The sequence below is a fragment of the Micromonospora sp. NPDC004551 genome, assembly GCF_040609975.1.
GTDB lineage: Bacteria > Actinomycetota > Actinomycetes > Mycobacteriales > Micromonosporaceae > Micromonospora.
On sequence record NZ_JBEXLM010000003.1, the window covers coordinates 223,135 to 248,646 of the forward strand.

General features: G+C 72.6%; 24 protein-coding genes. 13 read left to right on the plus strand and 11 right to left on the minus strand.

Translation table 11 applies throughout. The features are described 5' to 3' along the window. Positions 1-36 precede the first annotated feature (36 nt). From ABZW14_RS06455 to ABZW14_RS06475, 5 genes are all read right to left on the minus strand, one after another. Positions 37-1,551: an aldehyde dehydrogenase (NADP(+)) gene (locus tag ABZW14_RS06455; protein WP_355340724.1), complete on the minus strand. Its 1,515-nt coding sequence runs from the start codon at positions 1,549-1,551 to the stop codon at positions 37-39. Positions 1,552-1,574: 23 nt separating this feature from the next. After that, a complete protein-coding gene (locus tag ABZW14_RS06460) occupies positions 1,575-2,738 on the minus strand; it encodes a mandelate racemase/muconate lactonizing enzyme family protein (protein WP_355340727.1) in 1,164 nt (387 codons plus the stop codon). Positions 2,739-2,770: 32 nt separating this feature from the next. Then, positions 2,771-4,099: an enolase C-terminal domain-like protein gene (locus ABZW14_RS06465; protein ID WP_355340730.1), complete on the minus strand. Its 1,329-nt coding sequence runs from the start codon at positions 4,097-4,099 to the stop codon at positions 2,771-2,773. Further along, on the minus strand, positions 4,096-5,112 hold the full coding sequence (kdgD, locus tag ABZW14_RS06470) for a 5-dehydro-4-deoxyglucarate dehydratase (protein WP_355340733.1): 1,017 nt from the start codon (positions 5,110-5,112) through the stop codon (positions 4,096-4,098). Before kdgD ends, ABZW14_RS06465 begins: the two co-directional genes overlap by 4 nt. A gap of 63 nt (positions 5,113-5,175) precedes the next feature. Next, positions 5,176-6,066 carry a LysR family transcriptional regulator gene (locus ABZW14_RS06475; protein ID WP_355340736.1) on the minus strand — a complete coding sequence of 297 codons (891 nt, stop codon included), beginning with the start codon at positions 6,064-6,066 and terminating at the stop codon, positions 5,176-5,178. A gap of 138 nt (positions 6,067-6,204) precedes the next feature. On the opposite strand from ABZW14_RS06475, the gene ABZW14_RS06480 reads away from it, so the two are divergent. From ABZW14_RS06480 to ABZW14_RS06495, 4 genes are read left to right on the plus strand one after another with little or no spacing between them, the layout of a single operon-like run. Next, complete coding sequence (locus ABZW14_RS06480) at positions 6,205-7,212, plus strand: tripartite tricarboxylate transporter substrate binding protein (protein WP_355340739.1); 1,008 nt, start codon at positions 6,205-6,207, stop codon at positions 7,210-7,212. Beyond that, the gene (locus tag ABZW14_RS06485; protein WP_355340742.1) at positions 7,209-7,811 is read left to right on the plus strand and encodes a tripartite tricarboxylate transporter TctB family protein; all 603 of its coding nucleotides are present in this window, start codon (positions 7,209-7,211) and stop codon (positions 7,809-7,811) included. Before ABZW14_RS06480 ends, ABZW14_RS06485 begins: the two co-directional genes overlap by 4 nt. Positions 7,812-7,819: 8 nt before the next feature. Continuing rightward, positions 7,820-9,352: a tripartite tricarboxylate transporter permease gene (locus ABZW14_RS06490; RefSeq protein ID WP_355340747.1), complete on the plus strand. Its 1,533-nt coding sequence runs from the start codon at positions 7,820-7,822 to the stop codon at positions 9,350-9,352. Further along, the gene (locus ABZW14_RS06495) at positions 9,349-9,738 is read left to right on the plus strand and encodes a universal stress protein (protein WP_355340749.1); all 390 of its coding nucleotides are present in this window, start codon (positions 9,349-9,351) and stop codon (positions 9,736-9,738) included. Before ABZW14_RS06490 ends, ABZW14_RS06495 begins: the two co-directional genes overlap by 4 nt. Here ABZW14_RS06495 and ABZW14_RS06500 read toward each other — a convergent pair. Together ABZW14_RS06500 and ABZW14_RS06505 are read right to left on the minus strand one after the other, a co-directional pair. Next, positions 9,728-10,378, minus strand: a complete 651-nt coding sequence (locus ABZW14_RS06500; RefSeq protein ID WP_355340752.1) for a DUF998 domain-containing protein — start codon at positions 10,376-10,378, stop codon at positions 9,728-9,730. The two genes, ABZW14_RS06495 and ABZW14_RS06500, sit on opposite strands and share 11 nt — an antisense overlap. Beyond that, on the minus strand, positions 10,371-11,336 hold the full coding sequence (locus ABZW14_RS06505; protein WP_355340755.1) for a glutathione S-transferase C-terminal domain-containing protein: 966 nt from the start codon (positions 11,334-11,336) through the stop codon (positions 10,371-10,373). The genes ABZW14_RS06500 and ABZW14_RS06505 overlap by 8 nt, the downstream gene beginning before the upstream one ends. A 109-nt stretch (positions 11,337-11,445) precedes the next feature. Between ABZW14_RS06505 and pcaF the strand changes: the two genes are divergently transcribed. The 6 genes from pcaF to ABZW14_RS06535 all read left to right on the plus strand — a co-directional run bounded on the left by pcaF (position 11,446) and on the right by ABZW14_RS06535 (position 19,018). Continuing rightward, positions 11,446-12,651 carry a 3-oxoadipyl-CoA thiolase gene (gene pcaF / locus ABZW14_RS06510; protein ID WP_355340758.1) on the plus strand — a complete coding sequence of 402 codons (1,206 nt, stop codon included), beginning with the start codon at positions 11,446-11,448 and terminating at the stop codon, positions 12,649-12,651. 139 nt (positions 12,652-12,790) lie between these two features. Next, positions 12,791-13,609, plus strand: coding sequence for an SAM-dependent methyltransferase (locus ABZW14_RS06515; RefSeq protein ID WP_355340761.1), 819 nt, complete (start codon positions 12,791-12,793; stop codon positions 13,607-13,609). A 6-nt stretch (positions 13,610-13,615) separates the two neighbouring features. Then, entirely contained in the window at positions 13,616-15,850 is a 2,235-nt protein-coding gene (locus ABZW14_RS06520; protein WP_355340764.1) for an EAL domain-containing protein, read from the plus strand. Next, complete coding sequence (locus ABZW14_RS06525; RefSeq protein WP_355340767.1) at positions 15,847-16,347, plus strand: DUF456 domain-containing protein; 501 nt, start codon at positions 15,847-15,849, stop codon at positions 16,345-16,347. Before ABZW14_RS06520 ends, ABZW14_RS06525 begins: the two co-directional genes overlap by 4 nt. Before the next feature lie 47 nt (positions 16,348-16,394). After that, complete coding sequence (locus tag ABZW14_RS06530; RefSeq protein WP_355340770.1) at positions 16,395-17,141, plus strand: MBL fold metallo-hydrolase; 747 nt, start codon at positions 16,395-16,397, stop codon at positions 17,139-17,141. 287 nt (positions 17,142-17,428) lie between these two features. Further along, entirely contained in the window at positions 17,429-19,018 is a 1,590-nt protein-coding gene (locus ABZW14_RS06535) for an amino acid permease (protein WP_355340773.1), read from the plus strand. A gap of 91 nt (positions 19,019-19,109) precedes the next feature. Here ABZW14_RS06535 and ABZW14_RS06540 read toward each other — a convergent pair whose 3' ends face one another. After that, a complete protein-coding gene (locus ABZW14_RS06540) occupies positions 19,110-19,607 on the minus strand; it encodes a DinB family protein (RefSeq protein WP_355340776.1) in 498 nt (165 codons plus the stop codon). Positions 19,608-19,757: 150 nt separating this feature from the next. Here ABZW14_RS06540 and ABZW14_RS06545 point away from each other — a divergent pair, with 150 nt between their 5' ends. Then, entirely contained in the window at positions 19,758-20,132 is a 375-nt protein-coding gene (locus tag ABZW14_RS06545; RefSeq protein ID WP_355340779.1) for a YciI family protein, read from the plus strand. 33 nt (positions 20,133-20,165) lie between these two features. On the opposite strand, the gene ABZW14_RS06550 is transcribed toward ABZW14_RS06545, so the two are convergent. Continuing rightward, on the minus strand, positions 20,166-20,909 hold the full coding sequence (locus ABZW14_RS06550) for a class I SAM-dependent methyltransferase (protein ID WP_355340782.1): 744 nt from the start codon (positions 20,907-20,909) through the stop codon (positions 20,166-20,168). Positions 20,910-20,982: 73 nt separating this feature from the next. On the opposite strand from ABZW14_RS06550, the gene ABZW14_RS06555 reads away from it, so the two are divergent. Continuing rightward, entirely contained in the window at positions 20,983-22,458 is a 1,476-nt protein-coding gene (locus ABZW14_RS06555) for a tetratricopeptide repeat protein (RefSeq protein WP_355340785.1), read from the plus strand. A gap of 40 nt (positions 22,459-22,498) precedes the next feature. On the opposite strand, the gene ABZW14_RS06560 is transcribed toward ABZW14_RS06555, so the two are convergent. Continuing rightward, a complete protein-coding gene (locus ABZW14_RS06560; RefSeq protein WP_355340788.1) occupies positions 22,499-23,359 on the minus strand; it encodes an SDR family oxidoreductase in 861 nt (286 codons plus the stop codon). Positions 23,360-23,481: 122 nt separating this feature from the next. Between ABZW14_RS06560 and ABZW14_RS06565 the strand changes: the two genes are divergently transcribed. Continuing rightward, positions 23,482-24,102: a TetR/AcrR family transcriptional regulator gene (locus tag ABZW14_RS06565; RefSeq protein ID WP_355340791.1), complete on the plus strand. Its 621-nt coding sequence runs from the start codon at positions 23,482-23,484 to the stop codon at positions 24,100-24,102. An 88-nt stretch (positions 24,103-24,190) separates the two neighbouring features. Here the strand turns inward: ABZW14_RS06565 and ABZW14_RS06570 are convergent, their stop codons facing one another. Then, the gene (locus ABZW14_RS06570) at positions 24,191-25,381 is read right to left on the minus strand and encodes a serine hydrolase domain-containing protein (protein ID WP_355340794.1); all 1,191 of its coding nucleotides are present in this window, start codon (positions 25,379-25,381) and stop codon (positions 24,191-24,193) included. Positions 25,382-25,512: the final 131 nt, after the last annotated feature.

Here is a 25,512-nt window from a genome sequence, read left to right on the forward strand (position 1 = left end):
TGGTGTCCACCGGCCGCCGTGGCGCGCACCGCATGGTCATCGCGGCAGCTCCAGCACGCCGTCGACGCGCCGCGGGATGGCGCGGTGGTCGTCGGTCAGCTCGGGCGGGAGCAGGTCGGCGGGCGCTCCCTGCCAGGTGACCGGACGCAGGAAGCGCCGGATCGCGGTGGTGCCGACGGACGTGTGCTGCGAGTTGGTCGACGGCCACGGCCCACCGTGGTGCTGGGCCCAGGAGACGGCCACGCCCGTGGGGTAGGCGTCGTAGATCATCCGGCCGGCCCGTGGACGCAGCTCCGCGGAGACCGCCAGCGGCAGCTCCGTCTCGCCCTGCCCGCGCAGCACGGTAGCGGTCAGCGACGAGGGCAGCTCCGCCAGCGCCCCGAACAGGTCCGCCGTGCCCTCGTAGCGGGCCACGACCGACACCGGCCCGAAGCACTCCTCGGTGACCTGGTGGGGCAGGTCGGCGGCCACCGTGGTGAGGAGCAGCGGCGCGGCCTGGAAGCCGGCTCCCGCCGGCTGCGCGCCGCGGGCCAGCACCTCGACGCCCTCGGCGTCGGCGAGCCCGCCGGCGATGTGCCCGTACGCGGTGGCGATGCCCTCGTTGAGCAGCACCGGCGCTCCGGCCTCCCGGACCGCCGTGGCCATCGCCTCGACCAGCCCGTCGCCGTCGGCGCCGGCCGGCACGAACACCAGTCCTGGCTTGGTGCAGAACTGGCCGCCGCCGAGGGTGAAGGAGCCGACGAGTTCGGTCCCGATCGTCGCGCCGCGCTCGGCTGCGGCCTGCGGCGTCACGACCACCGGATTGAGGCTGCTGAGCTCACCGAAGAACGGCACGGGGTCCGGGCGCTGCTCGATGATCTGCAGCAGCGCCCGCCCGCCGGTGACCGAGCCGGTGAAACCGACGGCGCGGATCGCCGGGTGGGCGACGAGGTCGGCGCCGGCCTGGACGCCGTGGACGACGCCCAGCGTGCCGGCCGGGGCGCCGGCCTTCTCCGCCGCCGTCGCCAGGATGTCGAACACGAGCTGTGACGTCGCGGGATGGGACCCGTGCGCCTTGACGACGACCGGGCAGCCGGCCGCGAGCGCCGAGGCGGTGTCGCCGCCCGGCACGGAGAAGGCCAGCGGGAAGTTGCTGGCGCCGAAGACCGCGACCGGGCCGATCGGGACGAGCATCCGGCGCAGGTCAGGGCGAGGACCCATCGGCGTGTCCCCGGCGTGGTCGATCGCCGCCTCGACGTAGCTGCCCTCGTCCAGGACCTCGGCGAACAGGCGCAGCTGGTAGCAGGTGCGGGTCAGCTCACCGTGCAGCCTCACCGGTCCGAGCGCCGTCTCCCGGTCGGCGACGGTGACGACCTCCTCCCGCCGGCTCTCCAGCGCGTCGGCCAGGGCACGCAGCAGCGCCGCCCGCCCGTCGCGGCCCAGCGCCTCCAGTCCGGCGGCGGCGGCCTGCGCCGCCGAGCAGAGCCGGTCCACCTCCTCGGTGGTCGTCTCCCGGGCGACGACCTCGACCGCCTGGCCGGTCCGGGGGTCGATGCTCACGACGTCGGACATGCGGGGTACCTCCATGTTGTGGTTCAGCGGGACGCGTCGACGTGGACGCGGTCGACGGTCCAGGCGCGGGCCTGATCGCTCAGGGTGATGCCGAGACCAGGGCGGTCCGAGATGTACATGCGCCCGCCGCGGGTCTCCAGGCGCTCGTTGAACAGCGGGTACAGCCAGTCGAAGTGCTCCACCCACGGCTCGTGCGGGTAGGCGGCCGCCAGGTGCACGTGGATCTCCATCGCGAAGTGCGGCGCCAGTTGCAGGTTGCTGTGGTCGGCCAGGGTCGCGAGCTTGAGGAACTGGGTGATGCCGCCGATGCGGGGGGCGTCCGGCTGGAGGATGTCCACCGCGCCGGCCCGGATCAGCTCGTAGTGCTCCGCGACGCTGGTCAGCATCTCTCCCGTCGCGACCGCGGTGTCCAGGGACCGGGCGAGCTGGGCGTGCCCCTCCGCGTCGTACGCGTCGAGCGGCTCCTCGACCCAGACCAGGCCGAACTCCTCCAGCGCCCGGCCCACCCGCATGGCGGTCGGCCGGTCCCACTGCTGGTTGGCGTCCACCATGAACGGGACGCCGTCACCGAGGTGCTCCCGCACCTTGCGCACTCGGCGCAGGTCCTCCGCCGAGTCCGGCTGACCGACCTTGATCTTGATGCCGCCGACGCCCGATTCGAGGGTGCGGGTGGCGTTCTCCAGCACCTGCCCGATCGACTCGTGCAGGAAGCCGCCCGAGGTGTTGTAGCAGCGGACCGAGTCGCGGTACGCACCCAGCAGCTTGGCCAGCGGCAGCCCGGCGCGCTTGGCCTTGAGGTCCCAGAGCGCGACGTCGATCGCGGCGAGCGCCTGGGTGGACGCGCCGCTGCGCCCCACCGACGCCCCGGACCAGACGAGCTTCGTCCAGAGCCGGCCGATGTCGCTCGGGTCCTCGCCGATCAGGTCCGGGGCGACCTCCCGGGCGTGCGCGAACTGCGCCGGCCCGCCGGCGCGCTTGGAGTAGCTGAAGCCGAGGCCCTCGTGCCCGGCCTCGGTGCGGATCTCGGCGAAGAGGAACGCGACCTCCGTCATCGGTCGCTGCCGGCCGGTGAGCACCTTCGCGTCGCTGATCCCGGTGGGCAGCGGAAGGGTGACCGACGAGAGCGTCACCGACTCGATCCGGTCGAGGACTGCGGGGGCGGCGTCGGAAGCGCTGGCGGTGGTCATGTGTCTCCTTCGTCGGGCGCCACGGGTGGCGGTCAGCGGACCAGGCAGGGGCGCTTGGGGTCGAACGCCCAGTCGGGCACGAGGTACCGCATCGCCACGGCGTCGTCCCGGGCGCCGAGGCCGTGCTCCAGGTACCGCTCGTGCGCCGCGGCCAGGGCGTCGCGGTCCAGTTCGACGCCCAGTCCGGGCGCGGTGGGGACGGCGATCCGCCCGTCCCGGATCGACAGCGGCGCCCGCGTGAGCGCCTGCCCGTCCTGCCAGATCCAGTGCGTGTCGAGGGCGGTGATCTCGCCGGGCGCGGCGGCGCCCACGTGGGTGAACATCGCCAGCGAGATGTCGAAGTGGTTGTTGGAGTGCGAACCCCAGGTCAGGCCGAAGTCGTGGCACAGCTGGGCGACCCGGACCGAGCCGCGCATAGTCCAGAAGTGCGGATCGGCGAGGGGGATGTCGACCGCGTTCGACCGGACCGCGTGGGCCATCTGCCGCCAGTCCGTCGCGATCATGTTGGTGGCCGTCGGCAGCCCCGTGGCCCGCCGGAACTCCGCCATGACCTCGCGCCCGGAGAAACCGCCCTCGGCGCCGACCGGGTCCTCGGCGTACGCGAGCACCCCGGCCAGGTCCCGGCAGAGTTCGACGGCCTCGGCCAGCAGCCAGCCGCCGTTCGGGTCGAGCGTGATGCGTGCGTCCGGGAACCGCTCGGCCAGGGCGCGGACCGCGGCGATCTCCTGCTCGCCGGCCAGCACGCCGCCCTTGAGCTTGAAGTCGGTGAACCCGTAGCGCGCCTGTGCCGCCTCGGCGAGCGCCACGATCGCGTCGGGGGTCAGGGCCGGCTCGCGGCGCAGCCGTTCCCAGTCGTCGGCCGGTGCGGCCTCGGCCAGGTAGGGCAGGTCGGTGCGGCGGCGGTCGCCGATGTAGAAGAGGTAGCCCAGCATCGGCACGGTGTCGCGCTGCTGCCCGTCGCCGAGGAGCTCCGCCACCGGCACGCCCAGGTGTTGACCCAGCAGGTCGAGCAGCGCCGACTCCAGCGCGGTCACCGCGTGGACCGTCGTACGCAGGTCGAAGGTCTGGAGCCCGCGCCCGGCGGCGTCGCGGTCGGCGAACCGGTCGGCCACCGCACGCAGCAGCCGGCCGAACCGGGCGACCGGCTGCCCGACGAGCAGCTCGCCGGCCTCGGAGATGGTCCGGCGGATCGCCTCGCCACCCGGCACCTCGCCGACGCCGACCCGCCCCTCGCTGTCGGTGACGACGGCGATGTTGCGGGTGAAGAAGGGTCCGTGCGCGCCGCTGAGGTTGAGCAGCATGCTGTCGTACCCGGCGACGGGCACCGCCTCGACGCGGGCCACGGTCGGGGTGCGGGTCATCGCCGTCCTCTCGGAGTCGGGAGCTGGGTGAGGGAGACCTTCTCGACCAGGGTGGTCAGCTCGGCGAGCTCGGTCTCCGTCAGGTCCGACAGCGGAGGCCGGACCGGGCCGCCGCCGCGGCCGACGGCGGTCAGGCCGGCCTTGACGATGGAGACGGCGTACCCCCGGGCCCGGTCCCGGATGTCCAGGTACGGGATCACGAAGTCGGTGAGCATCTGGTAGACCGCCGGCCGGTCCTGAGCCCGTACGGCGGCGTAGAACCGGAGCGCGAACTCGGGCAGGAAGTTGTACAGCGCGGAGGAGTAGGTGTTCACCCCGAGCTGGAGCAGCGGCAGCGCGAACGTCTCGGCGGTCGGCAGCCCGCCCACGTAGATGAGCCGGTCGCCGACCCGGGCGTAGGTCCGGGTCATCTGCTCGATGTCGCCGATCCCGTCCTTGAGCCCGATGAGGTTGGGGTTGCGGTCGGCGATCCGGGCCACGGTGGCGTCGGTGAGGACGGCGTTCGCGCGGCTGTAGACGATGACGCCGAGGTCGGTCGCGCGGCACACGGCGCTGACGTGCTCGACGAGGCCCTGCTGGCTGGCCTCGGTGAGGTACGGCGGGAACAGCAGGAGACCGTCGGCGCCGGCGGCCTGGGCGGCCCGGGCCTGGGCGACGGCGAGGGCGGTGCCGCCGGTGGCCGGCGCGATGACGGGAACCTTCCCGGCCACCTCGTCCACGGCGGCCCGGACGACGCGGTCCATCTCGGCCGAGGTCAGCGAGAACCCCTCGCCGGTGCCGCCCGCGGCGAACAGGCCGGCCACGTCGAAGCTCGCCTGCCACGCGAGGTGCTCCCGGTACCGGGTCTCGTCGAACTGCAGGTCGGCGTCGAAGTGGGTGACCGGGAAGGAGAGCAGGCCCGACTTCAGCCGGTCAGCGAGAACGTCCGGGGGCAGCAGCGTCACGGTGATCGTGTCCTTGGGTCCGGGTCCGCGCCGGAGTCGGCCGGCGGTGCGGACGGTGGTCTCGATCACCGTAGGAACCGGCCATGATGCATGTCCAAGAGCAGTTCCGCATCGAACGATGCCTGCCAGGTATCAAAAGGCGGCCGGCCGGTCCAGCGCGGCCAGCGCCCGCCAGAGGGCCGGGTTCTTCGAACTCCTGGTCCACAGCAGGTGAAGCTCGACCGGCTCGGGGGTGGGGGTCTCCAGCCGTATGAACCCCACCCCCTCGATGGGCAGGCGTGCGGCGGACGCGGGGACGAACGCGACACCACGACCTGCCGCCACGAGCCAGAGCATGGTGAGCACCTGGCTCACGGTGTGCACGGTGTTCTCGGCGGCGATCGGTACGACGCCCGCGACCAGGTCGTAGAAGTACTTGGCCTTGGTCGGCGAGTGCATGACGACGGGCTCGCCCGCCAGGTCCGCAGCCACCGCCGGCCGGCCCAGATCGAGAAGCCGGTGACCTGCGGGGGCGGCGACGAGCAGCGCCTCCCGGTGCAGCAGCCGCGAGCCGAAGGCCTCCTCGTCGAAGGGTGGTCGGGCCAGCCCGAGATCGACCTCCTCCTTGAGCAGCCCGGCCACCTGCTCGCGGGTCACCATCTCGGTCAGGTCGACGGCGACGTCGGGCAGCTCCCGGCTCAGGTCGTTCAGCAGCTCTCCGAGGACCCCGTACGCGGACGCGGCCGTGAACCCGATGCGGACCACACCGCTGGCTCCGGACGACACCCGCCGGGCCAGCTCCGGTGCCGAGTCGGCGAGAATCAGCAGGCGACGGGCCTCGACCAGGAACGCCGCGCCCGCTGCCGTGAGGGTGACCCGGCGGTTGTCCCGTTCCAGCAGCTGGGCACCCACCACCCGTTCCAGCTTCTGGATCTGACGACTCAGGGGAGGCTGCGTCATCTGCAGCCGGGCGGCCGCGCGGCCGAAGTGCAGCTCGTCGGCGACGGCGACGAAACCGCGAAGTTGCTCCAGCGTGAACGCCATGTCAAGAAGGTATCAATTGATGCTCCATTGGATTTGGACAGGCATGAGCCGAGGTTCTTACGCTGCCGTCATTCAGGCGTCCGTGACCCCACTCACAGCGCCCACGGCTGAAACATGGCTCTGCTAGAGGAGAACGACATGAGCATCAACCGCGTGCGCCAGTGGGCGACGGCGGGTGCCGGGATGGCCCTGGCCCTCTCGCTCGCCGCCTGCGGCGGCAACGTCGGCGGCGGATCCAGCGACGAGGCGAAGTTCCCGGGGGACGCCCCGATCACGATTCTTGTCGGGCAGGACCCGGGCGGCAGCACCGACCTCATCGCCCGGGCACTGGCCGACCAGGTCAAGAGCGACCTCGGCGTGCCCGTCACGGTGGAGAACAAGCCCGGCGCGAACGGCGCCCTCGCCGCGAAGGAACTGGCCGGCAAGAAGGCCGACGGGCACACCCTGATGGTCTACAACGGCAGCCTGGCGTACATCACGCCGCTGGCCGTCGCCAAGGGTCAGGCGCCGGACATCGCGGACTACGAGATCGTCACCGGCGTCAGCCAGGACGACTACGTGCTCGTGGCGGCGCCGAAGTCCGGCTTCAAGACCGTCGACGACCTGGCCAAGGCCGGGCGGCAGATCACCTTCGGCACCACGGGCGTCGGCACGGGCAGCCAGCTCTCCCAGGAGCTGCTGTTCCGGCAGGCCGGCATCAACGCCAAGGCCGTTCCGTTCGACGGCGGGTCGCCCACGCTGACCGCGGTCCTCGGTGGCCAGGTGGACGTCGGCTCGATCCAGCTGGGCGAAGCCATCGAGCAGATCCAGGCCGGCAAGCTGACCCCGATCGTCACCTTCGCCGAGAAGCGGCCGTCGTACCTGCCCGACACCCCGACCGCTGTGGAGGCGGGCCACGACGTGCCGGTGCAGCAGTCGCGGGCGATCTTCGCGCCGAAGGGCACGCCGAAGGAGGTCGTCGACCGGCTCCGTCAGGCCTTCCAGAAGGCGTTCCAGGCCGACGCGTACAAGAAGTTCAACGAGGACAACCAGCTCACCCCCAACGAGGCCGACGGCGAGGAGCTGCGCAAGCAGTGGACCGGGAACCTGGACAAGTACCGCGGCGTGGTCGAGAAGTACTCCATCGACCTCGGCGGAGCGAAGTGACCGCTGCCCACGGCGGCGTGCCCACCCAGGGGAGCCCCGGTGGCCGGCCGGCCACCGGGGCCACCCGGGCGGAGACGGACGAGGACAGCCTCCTCGAAGAGCTCAGCCTCGACGAGGCGATCCACCGGGTCGAGGAGGCCGAGCACGAGGGCCGGCCGCCCGCGGCGGGGCCGCTGAGCAACGTCGCCGTCGCCGTCGCCGTCATCGCGCTCGGTGTCGCCGCGTTGGCCGGCTCCGGCCGCCTCGGACTCGGGACGGTCCGCAGCCCCGACTCCGGCACCTGGCCGCTGCTGGTGAGCGCCGCGCTCGTCGTGCTCGGCCTCGGGCTCCTCGCCGCCGCCCGGCGGACGACGGACGCGGAACGCTTCTCCGGGGCGAGCTGGCTGGTCCTCGGCGGCCTGGCCACCATGGTCGTGTTCGTGGCGGTCATCGGGGCCATCGGTTTCGAGATCCCCGCCGCCCTGCTCGCCTTCGTCTGGCTGCGGTTCCTCGGCCGAGAGGGCTGGCGGACGTCCGTCCTGACGAGCCTCGGCGTGGTGGTCGGGTTCTACCTCGTCTTCGTCGCGGCCCTCTCCGTTCCCATCCCGCACCTCTTCTAGGAGGGCCCGTGGACTTCGCGCCCGTGCTCGACGGCTTCGGCGTCGTACTCGAACCGGCGAACCTGCTGTACTGCCTGATCGGCGTCGTCATCGGCATGCTGGTCGGCGTCCTGCCCGGCCTCGGTCCCGCGGCCACGATCGCGATCCTGCTGCCGGTCACCTTCGGCATCGAGCCGGTGACCGCGATCATCATGCTCGCGGGCATCTTCTACGGCGCCCAGTACGGCGGCACCATCACCTCCGTCCTCCTCCGGCTGCCCGGCGAGGCGTCCTCGGTGGTGACCGTCTTCGACGGCCACGCGCTGGCCCGGCAGGGCCGGGCCGGCACCGCCCTCGGCGTCGCCGCCGTCGGCTCCTTCATCGGCGGCACCGTCTCGATCATCGCCCTGACGCTGGTCGCGCCCGTGGTGGCCGGCTTCGCGCTGGACTTCGGTCCACCCGAGTACACGGCCCTGGCCCTGCTCGGCATCCTGCTGGTGGCCACCGTGAGCAGCGGCGGACGGCTCAAGGCCGTGATCGCCGCGTGCGTCGGCCTGCTGCTGGCCACGGTCGGCCGGGACAGCTTCACCGGCGCCGAGCGGTTCACCTTCGAGAACCTGTCACTGGCCGACGGCCTGGACTTCGTGCCGATCGCGATGGGCCTGTTCGGCCTCGGCGAGATCCTCTACAACCTGGAGGAGCGCCACCGGGCGGTGCACGCACCGACGAAGGTCGCCAACGTGTGGCCGTCGCGCGCGGACCTCCGCGAGTCGTCGGGGGCCATCGGACGCGGTTCCGTCCTCGGCTTCGTCCTGGGCATCCTGCCCGGCGGCGGTGCGACCCTGGCCTCGTTGGCCGCGTACGCGATCGAGAAGCGCCGGTCCCGGAACCCGGAGCGGTTCGGCAGGGGCGCCGTCGAGGGGGTCGCCGCCCCGGAGACCGCGAACAACGCGGCCGCGACGTCCTCCTTCATCCCGCTGCTCACCCTCGGCATCCCCGCCAACGCCACCATGGCGGTCATCTTCGGTGCGCTGCTCATCCAGGGGGTCAGCCCCGGCCCCCAGCTGGTCAGCCAGGAGCCCGAGCTGTTCTGGGGCGTGGTCAACTCGATGTACATCGGCAACATCCTGTTGCTGATCATGAGCATCCCGCTGGTCGGCCTGTTCGTGAAGATCCTGCGGGTGCGGGCCACCATCCTCGCGCCCATCACCGTCCTGATCACGCTGGTCGGCGTCTACACGGTCAACAACGACGTCTTCGACATCGGGCTGGTGATCGTCTTCGGCGCCCTCGGGTACCTGATGAAGAAGCTCGGCTTCGACCCGGGCCCGCTGGTGCTGGCGTTCGTGCTGGGTTCGCTGCTGGAGGACTCGCTGCGCCGCTCACTGCTGATCTTCGACGGGGACGCGACCGGCTTCCTCACCCGGCCGATCTCGGGCACCCTGCTCGCCCTGTTCCTGCTCGTGGCCCTGCTCCCGCCGGTCCGGGCCGCCCTCGCCCGCCGACGGTCCACGGCCCGCCCCGACTCCGCACCCCACGACACCACCAAGGAGCTCGTGTGACCGTTCTCGTCGCGTACGTCCCCACGCCCGAAGGGGACGCCGCCTTCACCGCGGGCCTCGCGGAGGCCGCACGGCGCCGGGAGCGGCTGGTGGTGCTCAACACGCCGCGGGAGGGCGCGCCGGTCAGCGCGGAGATGGCCGCCCCGGAGGCGGTCCGCGCCATGGGCGAGCGGGGCGCGGCGGCCGGCGTCGCCGTCGAGGTCCGCCAGGACGCGCACGCCGGGGACCTCGCCGACGAGGTCGTGCGCGTCGCCGAGGCGGTCGACGCCTCGGTGATCGTGATCGGCCTGCGCCGCCGCTCGCCGGTCGGCAAGCTGATCATGGGCAGTGCCGCGCAGCGCATCCTGCTCGACGCCGACCGGCCCGTGCTCGCCGTCAAGCCATGAGCGTCGGGGCCGGCCCGGCTGCGGACGGCGGCCGCACCCCGAGCACGACGGCGGTGGCCAGCCCCCAGCCGGCGGCCACCGCCAGCAGCAGCCGTTCCAGCACCCCGACCAGGCCGCCCCGGCCGGCCAGCAGCATGGCCAGCCCGACGGCCCCGGACAGCGGCAGCGCCAGGGCCGCGCCCACCGCGGCCACCCGGCGCAGCGCCCGCCCCGCGGCCGGGGCGAGGACCAGCGCCAGCATGGCGAAGACCACCGTGGCCGTGGCCGCGATGCTCGCGCCGCCGTGCACCAGGTCGGCCACCGTGGCGGCCTCGAACGGCGGCAGCGGGCAGCCGGCGGAGCAGGTCACCGCCCCGGAGAGCCCCGTGCCGGCGGCGCCGGCCACGAGCAGCCCGGCCGCCGTCCGCAGCGCCGTGGGCAGCGCCGCGGCGAGCAGCAGCAGCGCCGCCGCCAGGGCGAAGACCCCGATCCGGTACGCCCCGGCGTAGCCGCTGTCGGTGACGCCGGCCTCGCTGACGTACCCGGTCAGGCCCGGACCGGGACCGGCGATCACGGCGACCGTCACGGCGACCGCCCCGGCCACGGTGCACCCGGCGGCGGCGGACGCGGCGGCGGCCCGGAGGACGCCGGGGTCAGCCACGCCCGTGCGGCGTGGTCCAGCCGGACAGGTCCGGACCGAGCGGCACGATCCGGGTCGGGTTGATCATCTCGTGGGTGGCGTAGTAGTGCCGCTTGATGTGGTCGAAGTCCACCGTCTCGCCGAAGCCGGGCGTCTGGAACAGGTCCCGGGCGTACGCCCAGAGCACCGGCATCTCGGTGAGCTTCTGCCGGTTGCACTTGAAGTGCCCGTGGTACGCCACGTCGAAGCGGACCAGCGTGGTGAACAGCCGCACGTCGGCCTCGGTGATCTGGTCGCCCATGAGGTAGCGCCGCCCGGACAGCCGCTCCGACAGCACGTCCAGCCGGGTGAACAGCGCGGCGTACGCCTCGTCGTAGGCCTCCTGCGAGGTGGCGAAGCCGCACCGGTAGACGCCGTTGTTGACGTCCCGGTGGATCTCCGCCATCAGCGCGTCCATCTCGGGGCGCAGCCCGACCGGGTAGAGATCCGGCGCGCCCGGCTTGTGGAACCGCCGCCACTCGGTGGAGAAGTCGAGGGTGAGCTGCGGGTAGTCGTTGGTGACCACCCGGCCGGTGACCGTGTCGACCAGCGCCGGCACGGTGACCCGGCCGGTGTAGTCCGGGTCGGTCGACAGGTAGGCGTCGCTGAGGTACCCGATGCCGAGCACCGGGTCGAAGCCGTCCTGGTCGAGGCTGAACCGCCAGCCCCGCTCGTCCCGGATCGGGTCGACCGTGCCCAGCGAGATCACCTCATCCAGCCCGAGCAGGCCGCGCACGATCCGGGCCCGGTGCGCCCACGGACAGGCCCGGCACCAGATCAGCCGGTAGCGGCCCGCCTCCAGCGGCCAGCGGCCCTGGTCGTCGGGGCCGCCGCCCTCCGGGGAGGTGGAGTGCGGGGTGACCCGACCGGTGAACCGGTTGGGCTGGCGGACGAACGCCCCGCCACCGGCGGTCTCTGCGCTGAACTGGGCCCGGGCCATGCGGCCAACCTATCCGTTCCGGGCGCGGATATCCTGGCGCCGGGCGTCCCCGTGACCCGGCGGGCGACCCGCCGCCACCCCTCGCCCACCCCCGAAGGACTGAGCGCCGATGACCGTCGCATACCTCGTGGCCGGTGTCCGCACCCCGATCGGCCGGTACGCCGGCGCCCTCGCCGGAGTGCGCCCCGACGACCTGGCCGCGCACGTGATCCGCGAACTGGTCGCGCGCCACCCCTCGGTGGACTGGGCCCGCACCGACGACGTCATCCTGGGCTGCGCCAACCAGGCCGGTGAGGACAACCGCAACGTGGCCCGGATGGCCGCGCTGCTCGGTGGGCTGCCCGAGGAGGTGCCGGGCAGCACGGTCAACCGGCTCTGCGGCTCCGGTCTCGACGCGCTCGCCACCGCGGCCCGCGCCGTCGTGGCGGGGGAGGCCGACCTGCTGGTCGCCGGCGGGGTGGAGAGCATGAGCCGGGCACCCTTCGTGATGCCGAAGGCCACCACCCCGTACGCCCGCACCGCCGAGGTCTACGACACCACCATCGGCTGGCGGCTGGTGAACCCGCTGATGAAGAAGGGGTGGGGCATCGACTCGATGCCGGAGACGGCCGAGAACGTGGCCGCCGACTTCGGGGTCGACCGGGCCGCGCAGGACGAGTTCGCGTACCGGTCCCAGCAGCGCGCCGCCAAGGCGCAGGCCGACGGGCGGCTGGCCGAGGAGATCGTGCCGGTGACCGTGCCGGCCGGCAGGCGCGAGACGAAGCTGGTCGAGGTCGACGAGCACCCCCGGGAGACCTCACTGGAGAAGCTCGCCGCACTGCCCACCCCGTTCCGCGAGGGCGGCACGGTGACCGCCGGCAACTCCTCCGGCGTCAACGACGGCGCGGTGGCCCTGCTGGTCGCCTCCGCGGCGGCCGTCGAGCGCTACGGCCTCACCCCGCTGGCCCGGGTGAGCGGGGCGGCGGCGGCCGGCGTGCCGCCGCGGATCATGGGCATCGGGCCGGTCCCGGCCACCCGCAAGCTCCTCGACCGGCAGGGCCTGGGCCTGGCCGACGTCGACGTGATCGAGCTGAACGAGGCGTTCGCCGCCCAGTCGGTGGCGGTGCTGCGCGAGCTGGGGCTGCCCGAGGACGCCGAGCACGTCAACCCGAACGGCGGGGCCATCGCGCTGGGCCACCCGCTCGGCGCCAGCGGCGCCCGGCTGGCCCTCACCGCCGCGCTGGAGCTGCGCCGCCGGGGCGGGCGACGGGCCCTCGCCACCATGTGCATCGGCGTCGGGCAGGGCATCTCGCTGCTGCTGGAGTCGGCGGCCTGACGGCGGGCGGGCGTACCGTCGAGAGTGGATCTCCCCTTCGTGGGTGCGCCCGCATAGAGTGGTGTGGACCACACGACTCATGCGGGCCGCTCGCGTCCGGGCGCCCGCTCACCGCGGCGACGACCTGGGGGACCGAGCGATGCAGACGCCGGACGGACTTCCCGCCGAGATCGACCTGAGCCGGCCGAGCGCGGCCCGGGTCTACGACTACTTCCTCGGCGGCGCGCACAACTTCGAGATCGACCGGCAGCTCGCCGAGCAGATCGCCGCCATGACGCCGAACCTGGCCGCCACCATGCGCTCGGGGCGGGAGTTCCTGCGCCGGGCCGTCCGGGTGCTGCTCGACGCCGGCATCGACCAGTTCCTCGACATCGGCTCGGGCATTCCCACGGTCGGCAACGTGCACGAGGTGGCCCAGGCGGCCAACCCCGAGGCCCGCATCGTCTACGTCGACATCGACCCGGTCGCCGTGGCGCACAGCCGGGAACTGCTCGCCGGCAACGACCGGGCCACCGCCATCCTGGCCGACCTGCGGGAGCCGAAGCTGATCCTGGACCAGGCGCGGGCCAGTGGGCTGATCGACTTCGACCGTCCGGTCGGCATCCTGCTCGCCGGCGTGGTCCACTTCATCCCCGACGCGGACCGGCCGGGCGACATCCTGGCCACCCTGCGGGCCGCCGCTGCGCCCGGCAGTTTCCTGGTCATCTCGCATTCGACCTTCGAGGACCAGCCGCAGGAGATGCTCGACGCGCAGCGCCTGTCGGCCCGCACCGCCACCGAGATCACGCTGCGCTCGCGGGCCGAGATCACCGGCTACTTCGGCGACTGGACCGTGCTCGAACCGGGTGTCGTGCACATGCCGCTCTGGCGGCCCGACTCGCCGTCCGACGTGGACGAGCACCCCGAGCGGTTCGGGGCGTTCGGCGGCGTCGCCCGGCACGACCGGACAGCCGGCTGAGCCGACATGCGCCCCCCGGACCCCGACGGGGACGACTTCAGCCGGCCGGGCGCCGCGGCGTACGCCGCCGAGTGGGCCCGGGCGGTGCGGCGCATCGGTTTCGTGCCGTTGAGCGCGGCCGAGACCGAGCGGCTGCTGCTCGGGCACACCGTCCGGCTCGGCCGGGCGCTGCTCGCCCCGTCGTTCTCCGCCCAGCCGGCCGAGGACGTCGGGCGGGCCCTGGTCGAGGCGCACCTCACCGAGCCCGGGGTGCTCGACTGGTCGGTGCGGGCACTCGGGGACCGCTTCCTGTCCTGGGTGCTGCCCGCCCGGGCGGAGCCGCCCGAGGTGCGGGAGCGGATCGCCGCCATGCAGGGAGCGTTCGCCGCCGGCTTCGGCCGGGCGCTGCGCGACCGGGTGTTCAGCCAGCAGGAGCGGATCGCCCGCTCGGCCTGGCAGGCCCGGGACGAGGTCGAGCAGGCGCTGCGCGACAGCGAGGCGCGGTTCCGGGCGGTCTTCACCGGGGCCGCCATCGGCATCGGTATCGCCGGGGTGGACGGGCGGATCATCGAGGTCAACCAGTCCTTCGCGGACATGCTCGGCTACACCGTCGCCGAGCTGCGGGAGCTGACCGTGGACGGGCTGTTCCACGCCGATGACGCCGCCGGGATGTGGGAGCTCTACCAGGAGCTGATCGAGGGCAAGCGCGACAGCGCCCGGGTGGAGAAGCGCTACTACCGCAAGGACGGCAGCGTCGTCTGGACCGACCTGGCCGTCACCCTGATCCGCCACGACGACGGCCGCCCCCGGTTCACCGTGGCGATGATCGAGGACATCACCGAGCGCTACCAGCTCCAGCAGCGGCTGCGCTTCCAGGCGCTGCACGATCCGCTCACCGGCCTGCCGAACCGTACGCTCTTCTTCGAGACGCTCGGCCAGGTCTTCGACACCGCCGCGGCGGAGCAGCGGGTCGGGCTCTGCTTCATCGACCTCGACGGCTTCAAGGCGATCAACGACAGCCTCGGCCACGACCTGGGCGACCGCCTGCTCAAGGTGATCGCCCGGCGGCTCGCCGACTGCGTGTCCGGCCGCGGCCACCTGGTGGCCCGGATGGGCGGCGACGAGTTCGTGATCCTGGTCGACTCCGACGGTGGTCTCGACGACGCCGTGGAGGTGGCCGAGCTGGCCCTGGCCGCCGTCTCCGCCCCGGTGCACGTCGGCGACCAGCAGCTTGCCGTCTCGGCGAGCATCGGCATCGTGGAGTGCCCGGCCGCCGAGACCAACGTCTCCGACCTCATGAAGGCCGCCGACACCACGCTCTACTGGGCCAAGGCCGAGGGGCGGGGCCGCTGGGCGGTCTACGACCCGGAGCGCAGCGCCGCCGACATCGCCCGCTCGGCGCTGGCCGCCAACCTGCCCGCCGCGCTGGACCGGGGCGAGTTCGTGCTGCACTACCAGCCGATCGTCTCGCTGCTCGACGGATCGATGGTGGCCGTGGAGGCGCTGGTCCGCTGGCAGCACCCGGAGCTGGGGCTGATCGGGCCCGACCGGTTCATCGGGCTGGCCGAGGAGACCGGCCTGATCGTCCGGCTCGGCGCCTGGGTGCTCCGGCAGGCGTGCCGCGACGCCGAGAGCTGGCGGCGGGCGTACCCGGAGGCGCGGCTCATGGTCAACGTCAACCTGGCCGCCCGCCAGGCCGACGACCCGGCCATCGTGGAGACCGTCGCCGAGGCGTTGCAGCGCACCGGGCTCCCCGCCGAGCTGCTGCAACTGGAGCTGACCGAGAGCGCCGTGATGGGCACGGCGGGGGAGTCGCTGCGTGCCCTGCACCAGCTCGCCGACCTCGGGATCCGGCTCGCCATCGACGACTTCGGCACGGGCTACTCGAACCTGGCGTACCTGCGGCGGCTGCCGATCCACTGCCTGAAGCTGGCCGGCCCGTTCGTCGAGGGGATCCGGGGCGACGGCGCGGACGTGGTCGCCGACCACCGCGACGAGCGGATCGTGGACGCCCTGGTCCGGCTGGCCCACGCGCTGGAGCTGTGGGTGACCGCCGAGGCGGTGGAGACCGAGGAGCAGGCCGAGCGGCTGCGGTCGCTGCGCTGCGACACCGGGCAGGGCCGCTGGTTCGGCCCGCCGATGCCCGCGGCCGACATCCGCGCGCGGCTCGAGGGTAAGGAAGGGGTGCAGCGGCCGTCGCGCCTGCCGGAGCAGCGCGCGGGCCGGGCGGGGGCCCGTGCGGCCGGGGAGGAGACGCGGTGAGCCTGGGCGATTCGCAGGCGGTGGTGTCGGTGGTGGCCGCGCTGGCCATCGTGGCCGGGCTGGCCGGGGTGGTGGTGCCCGGGCTGCCGGCGCTGCCGCTGTGCTGGGGCGGCGTGCTGGTGTGGGCGCTGTTCGCCGACGCCGGGCCGGGCCGCTGGGCCGTGCTGGCCGCCGCCACCGTGGTCGCCGTCGGCGGCGGCGTGGTCAAGTACCTCTGGCCCGGGCGGAACCTGAAACGGACCGGCGTGCCGACGTCGTCGCTGCTCGCTGGGGGACTGCTCGGCCTGGTCGGATTCTTCGTCATACCGGTGGTCGGGCTGCCGATCGGCTTCGTCGGCGGGATCTGGGGCGCCGAGCGGCTGCGGCTGGGCAGCAACCAGCTCGCCTGGCCGGCCACCGTGCAGGCGCTCAAGGCGGCCGGGCTGTCCATGCTGGTCGAGTTCCTGGCCGGGCTGGTCATCGCCGTGCTCTGGGTGGCCGGGCTGCTGTTCGCCTGACCGGATCGAGGCGGCGTTCACCGCTGCCACCGGTTAGGGTCGCACCCGTGCGGATCACCGTCCTCGGTGGGCTCGGCGCCTGGCCCACCGCCGAGCAGTCGTGCTCCGGCTTCCTGGTCGAACACGCGGGCTTCCGGCTGCTGATCGACCCCGGGTACGCGACGCTGCAACCGCTGCTGGCGCGCGTCCCGGCGGCGCAGGTGGACGCTGTTTACGTCAGCCACGGCCACCCGGACCACTGCGCGGACCTCCAACCGCTGCTGCGGGCCCGGGTGCTCGCCGACCGGGACGGCCCGCCGCTGCCCGTGTACGCGCCCGCCGGAGCTCTGGACCGCCTGCTCGCCATCGACGAGGCGGGTCTGGTCGACGGGGCGTACCGGCTGTCCGCCCTCGCGCCGGGAGAAGCATTCGACCTCGGGCCGTTCCGGGTGGACACGTGGTCGCTGCCGCACTGGGTGCCCAACATCGGCGCCCGATTCGCCGCCGCGGACGCCATACTGGCCTACACCGGGGACACCGGACCCAGCCCGGACCTCGTCGAGCTGGCCCGCGACGCCGACCTGCTGATCGCCGAGGCGACGTATCCGGTGGAGATCCCCGACCGGCACGTCGGCAACCTGTCCAGCGCCGCTGAGGTGGGCCGGTACGCCGAGGCCGCCGGGACGCGGCGGCTGCTGCTCACCCACCTGTGGCCCGGGACCGACCCGGCGGAGGCGGTCGCGGCGGCGGGACACGGGTACGCCGGGCCGGTCGACGTCGCCGCGCCGGGCCTGGTGCGCACGATCGGGAGGTAGGGAGCGGCGGCGCGGGCGTCCGGGGGGTACGGCGAACCGCCGTACTTCAGTGAGAGAGAGGTGGACGCCGCGCACCGCCGCGGGCCGGGCGTTGCCGAGCGCCCGGTGGTGGCCCGTCGCGATCGGGCCTGGTCACGGGCTCAAGGATGCCCCGGTACGCCCTCGCGCGGCAACGCAATTAGCCGTGCCGGCCGTGAGATTCCCACGGCTGCCGTATTGACCGCCTTGATCGGCGGGATCACACTTTGCCCACTCGCACCGGGGAAGTCACCTCGAGGAGGTGTGCAGTGGCCACGACGCCCGCGCCGACCGCCGAGCAACCGATGGACGACGACGCCCGACGGCTCGCCGAACTCGGCTACAAACAGGAGCTGCACCGCAAGTGGAGCGGCTTCTCCAACTTCGCCATCTCGTTCTCGATCATCTCGATCCTGGCCGGCTGTTTCACCACCTTCGGCCAGGCGTGGAACAACGGCGGGCCGGTCGCCATCTCCTGGGGCTGGCCGCTGATCTCGCTGTTCATCCTGATCATCGGCTTCTGCATGGCCGAGCTGGTCTCGGCCTACCCGACCGCCGGCGGCATCTACTGGTGGGCCGCCACCATGGGGCGGCCGGTGCACGGCTGGTTCACCGGCTGGCTCAACCTGATCGGCCTCGTGGCGGTGACCGCCTCGGTCGATTACGGCTGCGCCACCTTCCTCAACCTCACCCTGTCCGCGCTCTTCGACGGGTGGGCCGGCACCGCGCACCAGACCTTCGGGCTGTTCGTGGTGATCCTCGCCCTGCACGGGCTCATCAACATCTACGGGCACCACGTCATCGACGTACTCCAGAACGTCTCGGTCTGGTGGCACGTGGCCGGCGCGGCCGCCGTGGTGCTGATCCTGCTCCTGGTCCCCGACGACCACCAGAGCTTCAAGTTCGTCTTCACCGAGCGGTTCAACAACTCCGGCTTCGGCGACGGCGACACCGGTGGGCTCACCTTCTGGTTCTACGTGCTGCCGCTGGGCTTCCTGCTCACCCAGTACACGATCACCGGCTTCGACGCCTGCGCGCACGTCTCCGAGGAGACCCGGGGCGCCTCGAAGGCCGCCGCCCAGGGCCTCTGGCGGTCGATCTTCTACTCCGCGGTCGGCGGCTGGATCCTGCTGCTCGCCTTCCTCTTCGCGGCCACCGATGTGGACGCCATCAACTCGGCGGGCGGCTTCTCCGGGGCCATCTTCGAGTCCGCGCTGACCCCGTTCTTCTTCAAAGCCGTCATCATCATCTCCACCATCGGCCAGTTCTTCTGCGGGATGAGCTGCGTGACCTCGATGTCCCGGATGGCGTACGCGTTCAGCCGGGACCGCGCGGTGCCGGGCTGGCGGCTCTGGTCCCGGGTGAACCGCAACGGCACCCCGGTCAACGCGATCATCGCGGCCACCCTGGCCGGGCTCGTGCTCACCCTTCCCGCGCTCTACCAGAAGGCCGGCGTGCCGGTCGCCTTCTACGCGGTGGTCTCGGTCGCGGTGATCGGCCTGTACCTGTCCTTCCTCATCCCGATCTTCCTGCGGCTGCGGATGGGGGACCGGTTCGTGCCGGGGCCGTGGACGCTGGGCCGGAGGTACCGGCTGCTCGGCTGGATCGCGGTGATCGAGATCGCGATCATCAGCGTCTACTTCGTGCTGCCGATCGTGCCGGCCGGCGTGCCCGGCAACACGGACTTCACCTGGACGGCCGTCAACTACGCCCCGCTCGCCGTCGGCGGGGTGCTGCTCGGCGTTGCCGTCTGGTGGTACGCCTCCGCCCGGAAGTGGTTCACCGGTCCCCGCCGTACCGTCGACGTGCCGGTGCAGCGCCCCGCCGCGGACGCCGCACCGGCCGACGAACCGGCCTGAACCAGTCCCCTCGTCGGCGCCGGGCCACCCGGCGCCGACGACGGGTGGCCGGGATCGCGGCCGGGGGCAGCCCCCTGGAGCCGCCCGCGCACTACCCGTTGATGAGCTGCTCGCGGAGAATGTCCGCGTGCCCGCAGTGCTGAGCCAGCTCGCGCAGCATGTGGAGATACACCCACCGCAGCGGAACCGGGCCACGCCGGTGCCCGCGAAGGATGTCGTCCAGACCCAGGGAAGCCGTCGCACGGCGTGATGCTTCGCAGGCCTCGCGGTGTGCGTGCCGGACGCCGGCGATCGTGTCGCCGTCATCGAGGAGGAACGACTCGTCGGACACCTCGGGGATGCCGATCTCCGCGCGCGTCCGGCACGTGACGGCCTCGTCGAACCAGACCTTCTCGACGAAGGTCGCGTGCTTGACGAGACCCAGCAGCGTGGTCCCGGAGGCCACCAACGATCGGCGCGCCTGTTCCTCGGTCAGCCCGTCCAGGCAGCCGTTGAGCGCGTCGCGGTGCTCGTCGAGGAACGCCTCGAACTGGGCCTGGAGCGGCTGTGCGACGACCCGGTCGGCGAAGGTGGGCGGGAAGGAAGGCATGGGCGAAGCATTCCAGACCGTCGCCCGGGAGCAACCGGCGGAGATCGGGTGGAGAATTCTTCCGGCACGGCGTCGGATCCGGGGCGGGTCGTTCGTAGAACAGGGCGGAGAGGCGGCCGGAGAAGGCCGCCGGGACAAGGGAGTCACGGGATGACGCGGTACCTGATCTCGTTCAACGACGGCGCGATGGACCACATCCCCGCCGAGGAGGTGCCCGACGTGGGCAAGGCCGCGCACGCGGTGATCCAGGAGGCCGTGAACGCCGGCGTGTTCGTGTTCGGCACCGGACTCGAACGCCAGCAGGCGAGCGTCGTGGCCACGGACGGGATGGTCACCGATGGCCCCTACCCGGAGACCAAGGAGGTCATCGGCGGGTTCGTGGTCGTCGACGTGGCGTCACGCGACGAGGCGCTGGCCTGGGCTGCCAAGATCGCCGACGCCTGCCGCTGCGCCCAGGAGGTCCGGGAGCTCCTGCCCGATCCCGAGATGGACGCGATGCTCCGCCAGGCCGGCCGGCGATGGTGACGCGCTGAACCGGAGCCGCGGGGCGCACCCTGATCAGGTGCGGCGCAGCACCAACGTCGCGAAGCCCAGGACGTTGCGGTACCCGCGCAACCACCGGTCGCGGTGCTCCCCGGCGACGGCCAGCGCCTCGGCGGCATCCGGATGGCCGGGATTGTCCAACGCCCACTCGGTGAGCGAGCCGATCCACGACCACTCGTAGTCGTCCCACTCGGCGGCGTCGCTGACGTGGGCGTACACCGGCGTCCAGCCGGCCTGCTCGGCGGCGTCGGCCAGCCCGGCGAGGTCGGTGAACTCCTCCGGCTTCGCGTCGAGGGCCGCGAGTGCCTCCGGGGTCGGCGGGACCTGCCAGAACCCCTCGCCGACCAGGAGGATCCCGTCGGCGTTCACATGCCGGCCGGCCAGCTCCAGCGTCTCGCGGAATCCGCCGAACGCGTGTGTCGACCCGACGCACAGCACCAGGTCGTAGTCGCCGTCCGGCACGTACGTCCGGGCGTCGCGCTCGTGCAGCGTGAGCCGCTCGGCGAGGCCGCGCGCCTCGGCGGCGCCGGCGGCGCGTTCGAGGGCGTACGGGCTGACGTCGACGCCGTCCGCGTGCCCGTCGGGGTAGTGGGCGAGGGCCTGCAGCGCCCAGGCTCCCTCTCCACAGCCGAGGTCGAGGATGCGAGCCGTCGGTTGGCGGCCCGCCCGGCGCAGGAGCCGGTTGACGTTGACACCGAAGATCGGGGCCGCGATCGGGTGGTGCGAGTGCGCGATGCTGCTGAGCCGTTGACGATCCACCCGCAGAGTCAACACCAGTCCGCCCCGCCGCGGGGTACGCGAGCGTCGGTGGGCGGACCCTAGACTGCCGATCGTGACGACACCCCTCACTCCGGTCGAGGTGGCCTTCGCGCTGTTGCAGGAGGGCCGCATGGGCGACGCCGAGAACCTCATGACGCGCGAGGTGCAGGCCGCCGCGGACAGGCACGGTCACGGCAGCCCGGAGTGGGCCTCCGCCCAGTGCGACCTCGGCAACGTGCTGCTCAACGCCGATCAACTCGACCGCGCGGTCGAGTGCTACCGCCGAGCCGTGTCCGTGCCGCCACGCGATCACGAGTCCCGTAAGGACCAGTTGACCTACCGGCTCAACCTGGGCTCGGCGCTGCGCCTGGCCGGGCGGCTCGACGAGGCCGAGACGGAGCTGCGCCAGGGCGTTCGGGAACGGCTCGCCTTCTACGGTCGCGAGCACGCCGGCTACGCGTTCGGCCTCGAACCACTGGCGGACCTGCTGCGGCAGCGTGGCGACCTGGCCGGCGCCCGGCAGGTCGTCGAGGAGGCGGTGGCCAACCTGTGGCGCAACGGGCACGAGCGGGTGGCCTCCGCGTTGGCGCTGCGCGCGGCGATCGTGCACGCCGGTGGCACCCGCGAACCGCTCTTCGTGGGCCTGCACCAACTGCCCGACGAGGTGGTCGAGCAGGTCGGGCGGGTCGTCACCCAACTGCTGGACCACGGCGACCCGGCGTCCAAGCCGCTGCTCATCGCCCTGGTCGCGGCACTGGAGGAGCGGCTCGGCGTCGACCACCAGGCGACGCTCAACGCCCTGTCCGTGCTGGCGAACCTCGGTCGTGATCTCGGTGACCAGGCGGGGCGGATCGAGGCGATCGAGCGGGTGCTCTCGTCGTACGACCGCCAGGGCCGGCAGGAGGAGGCCCTCATGGCGGCGCTCGGCCTGGCGATGGCTCAGGACGAGGCCGGCGATGCCGGGGCGGCGCTGCGCACGTACGCCACGGCGGACGCGAGGGCCGAGCGCATCGGTCGTCCGGAGCTGCGCAGTCAGGTGCTGCGCAACTGGGGCCTTGCGCTGAAGGAGGCCGGCCAGGTGGGCCCGGCGGAGCAGCGGCTGACCGAGGCGGTGCACCAGGCGCGCCGCGGCGCCGACCACGACATGGTCGGGCGCGCCTGCATCGCCCTCGGCCTGTTCCTCCAGCACGAGGAGCGGCTGCCGGAGGCCCGCGCCGTGCTGGAGGACGGCCTGAGCGTCATGGACCCCGTGCACCCGGACGCGATCATCGGCCGCAGCCACCTCGGTGCGGTCCTGGAGGGCCGCACCTGCGGCTGCGGCGACATGGCGGGCACGATCGGCGAGGCGTTCCGCGAGTTCGTCATCACCCGGCTTCCCGCGGACCTGCTCGACCGCCTCGACGTGGCGATCGTGGACGGTGACTTCAAGATCGACGTTGGGCTGCGGCGAGAACCGACCGAGGCCGAACTGGAGCGCCTCAACGAGGTCTTCCAGACCGCTCACGCCGAGTTCCGCCGCCGGCTCAGCGAGCCCCACTACGCCGGCTGAGTGCCCCTCGGCGACTCGGCCGGCGTCGTGGGCCGCCGGTTCAGTGCGTGTCGCCGGGGGCGGGGACGGGATGCTCGGCGGCACGGCTGACCTGTTCCCAGCCCGCCCAGGTGTCCATCCGCCGGCGTGAGATGTCGAACGCCAGGTCGTAGACCATGCTGCCGAGCAGGAGCCGCAGCGGCGGGTCGTCGCTGTCGACCAGTTTCAGGAGTGCCGCGGCGGCGAGCCGAGGGTCACTGTCGATCGATCCTTCCGCCCACTGCCGCTCCAGTTCCGCGCGTAGCGGTCCATAGGCGTCCATCGGCGTCGTGGCGGCCATGCTGCTGTAGAGGTCGGTCCAGTAGCCCCCGGGCTGGACGATGCTGACCTTGACGCCGAAGGCCGCCGCCTCCATCGCCAGAGCCTCGCTCATGCCTTCCAGCGCGAACTTGCTGGCGCTGTACGCGCCGGTACCGGGGAAGCCGCCGAGCGCGGCGATGCTCGAGATCTGCACGATGTGACCGGAGCCCCGGGAGCGCAGGTGCGGCAGTACGGCCTGGCTGACCCAGAGCGCGCCGAAGAGGTTGACCTCGAACTGGGCCCGCACCTCGGCTTCCGTGAACTCCTCGATCATGCCCATGGACATGGTGCCGGCGTTGTTGACGACGATGTCGAGCTGTCCGAAGTGCTCGACTGCGGTGGCCACGGCGGCGAAGACCGCCGTCCGGTCGGTCACGTCGAGCGGCAGGGCGAACAGCCGGTCACCGTGACGCTGGTCGAAATCGTCCCGGGCGATGGTCCGGGCGGCGGCGACCACCCGGTCACCGTGTTCGAGCGCGGCGTTGGTGAACGCACGGCCCAGCCCGCGGCTGGCGCCGGTGATGAACCAGGTACGCGACGGGGTGCCGGATGAGGTGCGCACAGCGAATCTCCACTCTCTTACCGAGACGAGACGGTCCGTCTCGTTGCTGAACGACCGTACGCCATGCCGGTCCGGAACTCAAGACGAGACGGTCCGTCTCACTCCCTTGGTATGGTGAGCGGGTGACGACACCGCAGAAGGCCGCGCCCAACGCGGCCCGCCGGAAGGAAGCCTCGCGGCGGGCCATCCTCGCCGCCGCCTTCGAGCTGCTCCAGGACGTCGGATACGCCAGACTCAGCATCGAGGGCATCGCCGCGCGGGCCGGTGTCGGCAAACAGACCATCTACCGCTGGTGGCCGTCCAAGGGGGCGGTCATCTTCGACGCCTTCCTCATGCTCAGTGAGGGCGGCGGGGGTGAGCCTGTGGTGCTGCCCGACACCGGTGACCTGGCAGCCGACCTGACCGCGGTGCTGCACGCCACCGTCGCGGAGCTGAACGATCCCCGGTACGACCAGCCCATGCGCGCGCTGGCCACCGAGATCGCGCACGACCCCGAACTGGCCGACGCCTACCGCGAGCGGCTGGACGGACCGATGAAGGAGGCCAAGCGACAACGCCTCCGCAGCGCCCAGCGGGCCGGGCAACTCGCCGACGACCTCGACCTCGACGTGGCCGTGGAGATGATCTGGGGGCCCGTGCTCAACCGTTGGCTGCACCGCAGCGGGCCCCTCACCGCCGAGTACGCAGATCGCGTCATCGCCACCGCCCTCAACGGCTTACGCCCACGCCCGTCCGGCCGCTGAGCCGGCACGCGGCCTGCTCTGGAACGGCCCTGACCGGCGGGGTCACCGCCGGTCAGGGCTCACGTTCACGACATGCTGTGCGATCCGGTCACGCCCGGCCGCACAGCGCGTTCTGGATCAGCGTGTCGGCGCCGCGTTGCTGCCGGAGAAGGCTGTCCAGCGAGTCGCCGAGCGAGGCGGACATGGACACCACGGCGCTGCGCCGGCCGTCGCCGGTGACGCCGGTGACCGTGATGTAGCCGCCGTCGCCGCCGTCGTGGCCCCAGTAGACGCCGCCGCAGGGCAGCGGGCGGCTGACCAGGCCGAGCCCGTAGAGGCCGCCCGGCCAGATCGCGTCGATCTCGTCGCTGATCTTGACCGTGCGCTGCATCTCGGCCAGCTGTGCGGGGCGCAGCAGCCGGCCGCCCAGCAGTGCCCGGAAGAACCGTTCGAGGTCCGCGGTGCTGGAGACGATGGAGTCCGGGTCCACCAGAACCTGCTCGGTGACGTCCACCAGCTCACCGGTCTCGAACAGTTGATATGCCTGAGCGTGCGGCTGGGGCAGGGACGGCGAGTTCCCGGGCCAGGTGGTGTGGCGCAGCCCGAGCGGACCGACGATCCGGTCGGTGACCTCCTGCTGCAGGGACCGGCCGGTGACCCGCTCGATGATCATGCCGACCAGGATGAAGCCGGTGTTGGAGTAGGCCCACCCCGTCCCGGGCTCGAAGTCCGGCCGGTGGCTCATCGCCCGCGCCACGAGTTGCTCGCGGGTGTACACGTCGTACCGCTGCTGGAGGTATTCCTCGGGCGTCGTGTAGCCGGGCAGGTCGTCGTGGATGCCGCTGGTGTTCTGCAGGAGGTGGCGCACGGTGATCCGGCGGCCGTCGTTGCCGGTGCCGCGGACCACGCCGGGTAGCCACCGCTCGACGGTGTCGTCGAGGGAGAGCCGGTGTTCCTCGACCAGTTGCAGGACGACGGTGGCCTCGAACGCCTTGCGGGTACTCGCGATCCGGAACCGTCCCGTCGGCGGTACCGGGCGCCGGGTGGCACGGTCGGCGACGCCGCTGGTGGCGACGAGGTGCCGGCCGTCGGAGGTGGTCACCCGGGCTTGAACGCCGGTCACCCCGAGGGCGTGGATCGCGTCGGTGTCCCGCTGCAACCGGTCGCCGGCGTGGCCGGAACCGGTCACCGATCCTTCGGCCGTGCCGAGTGCGGTGACCGTGAACGCGAGGGCGACGAGCCCGGCCGCCGCACCCAGCGCGACCCGTCGTCCCGAAAGGTTTCTGCTGATCGATCTCATGCCACCGACGGTAGGAGCGGCGTTGACGAGGACCGATACCTCGTACCACCGGATATCAGGTACAGCTGCCTGTAGTGCCCCGGGCGGCGGCCGCCGGGCAGACTTGGCGGCGGGTCGGGCGCACTGCCCGC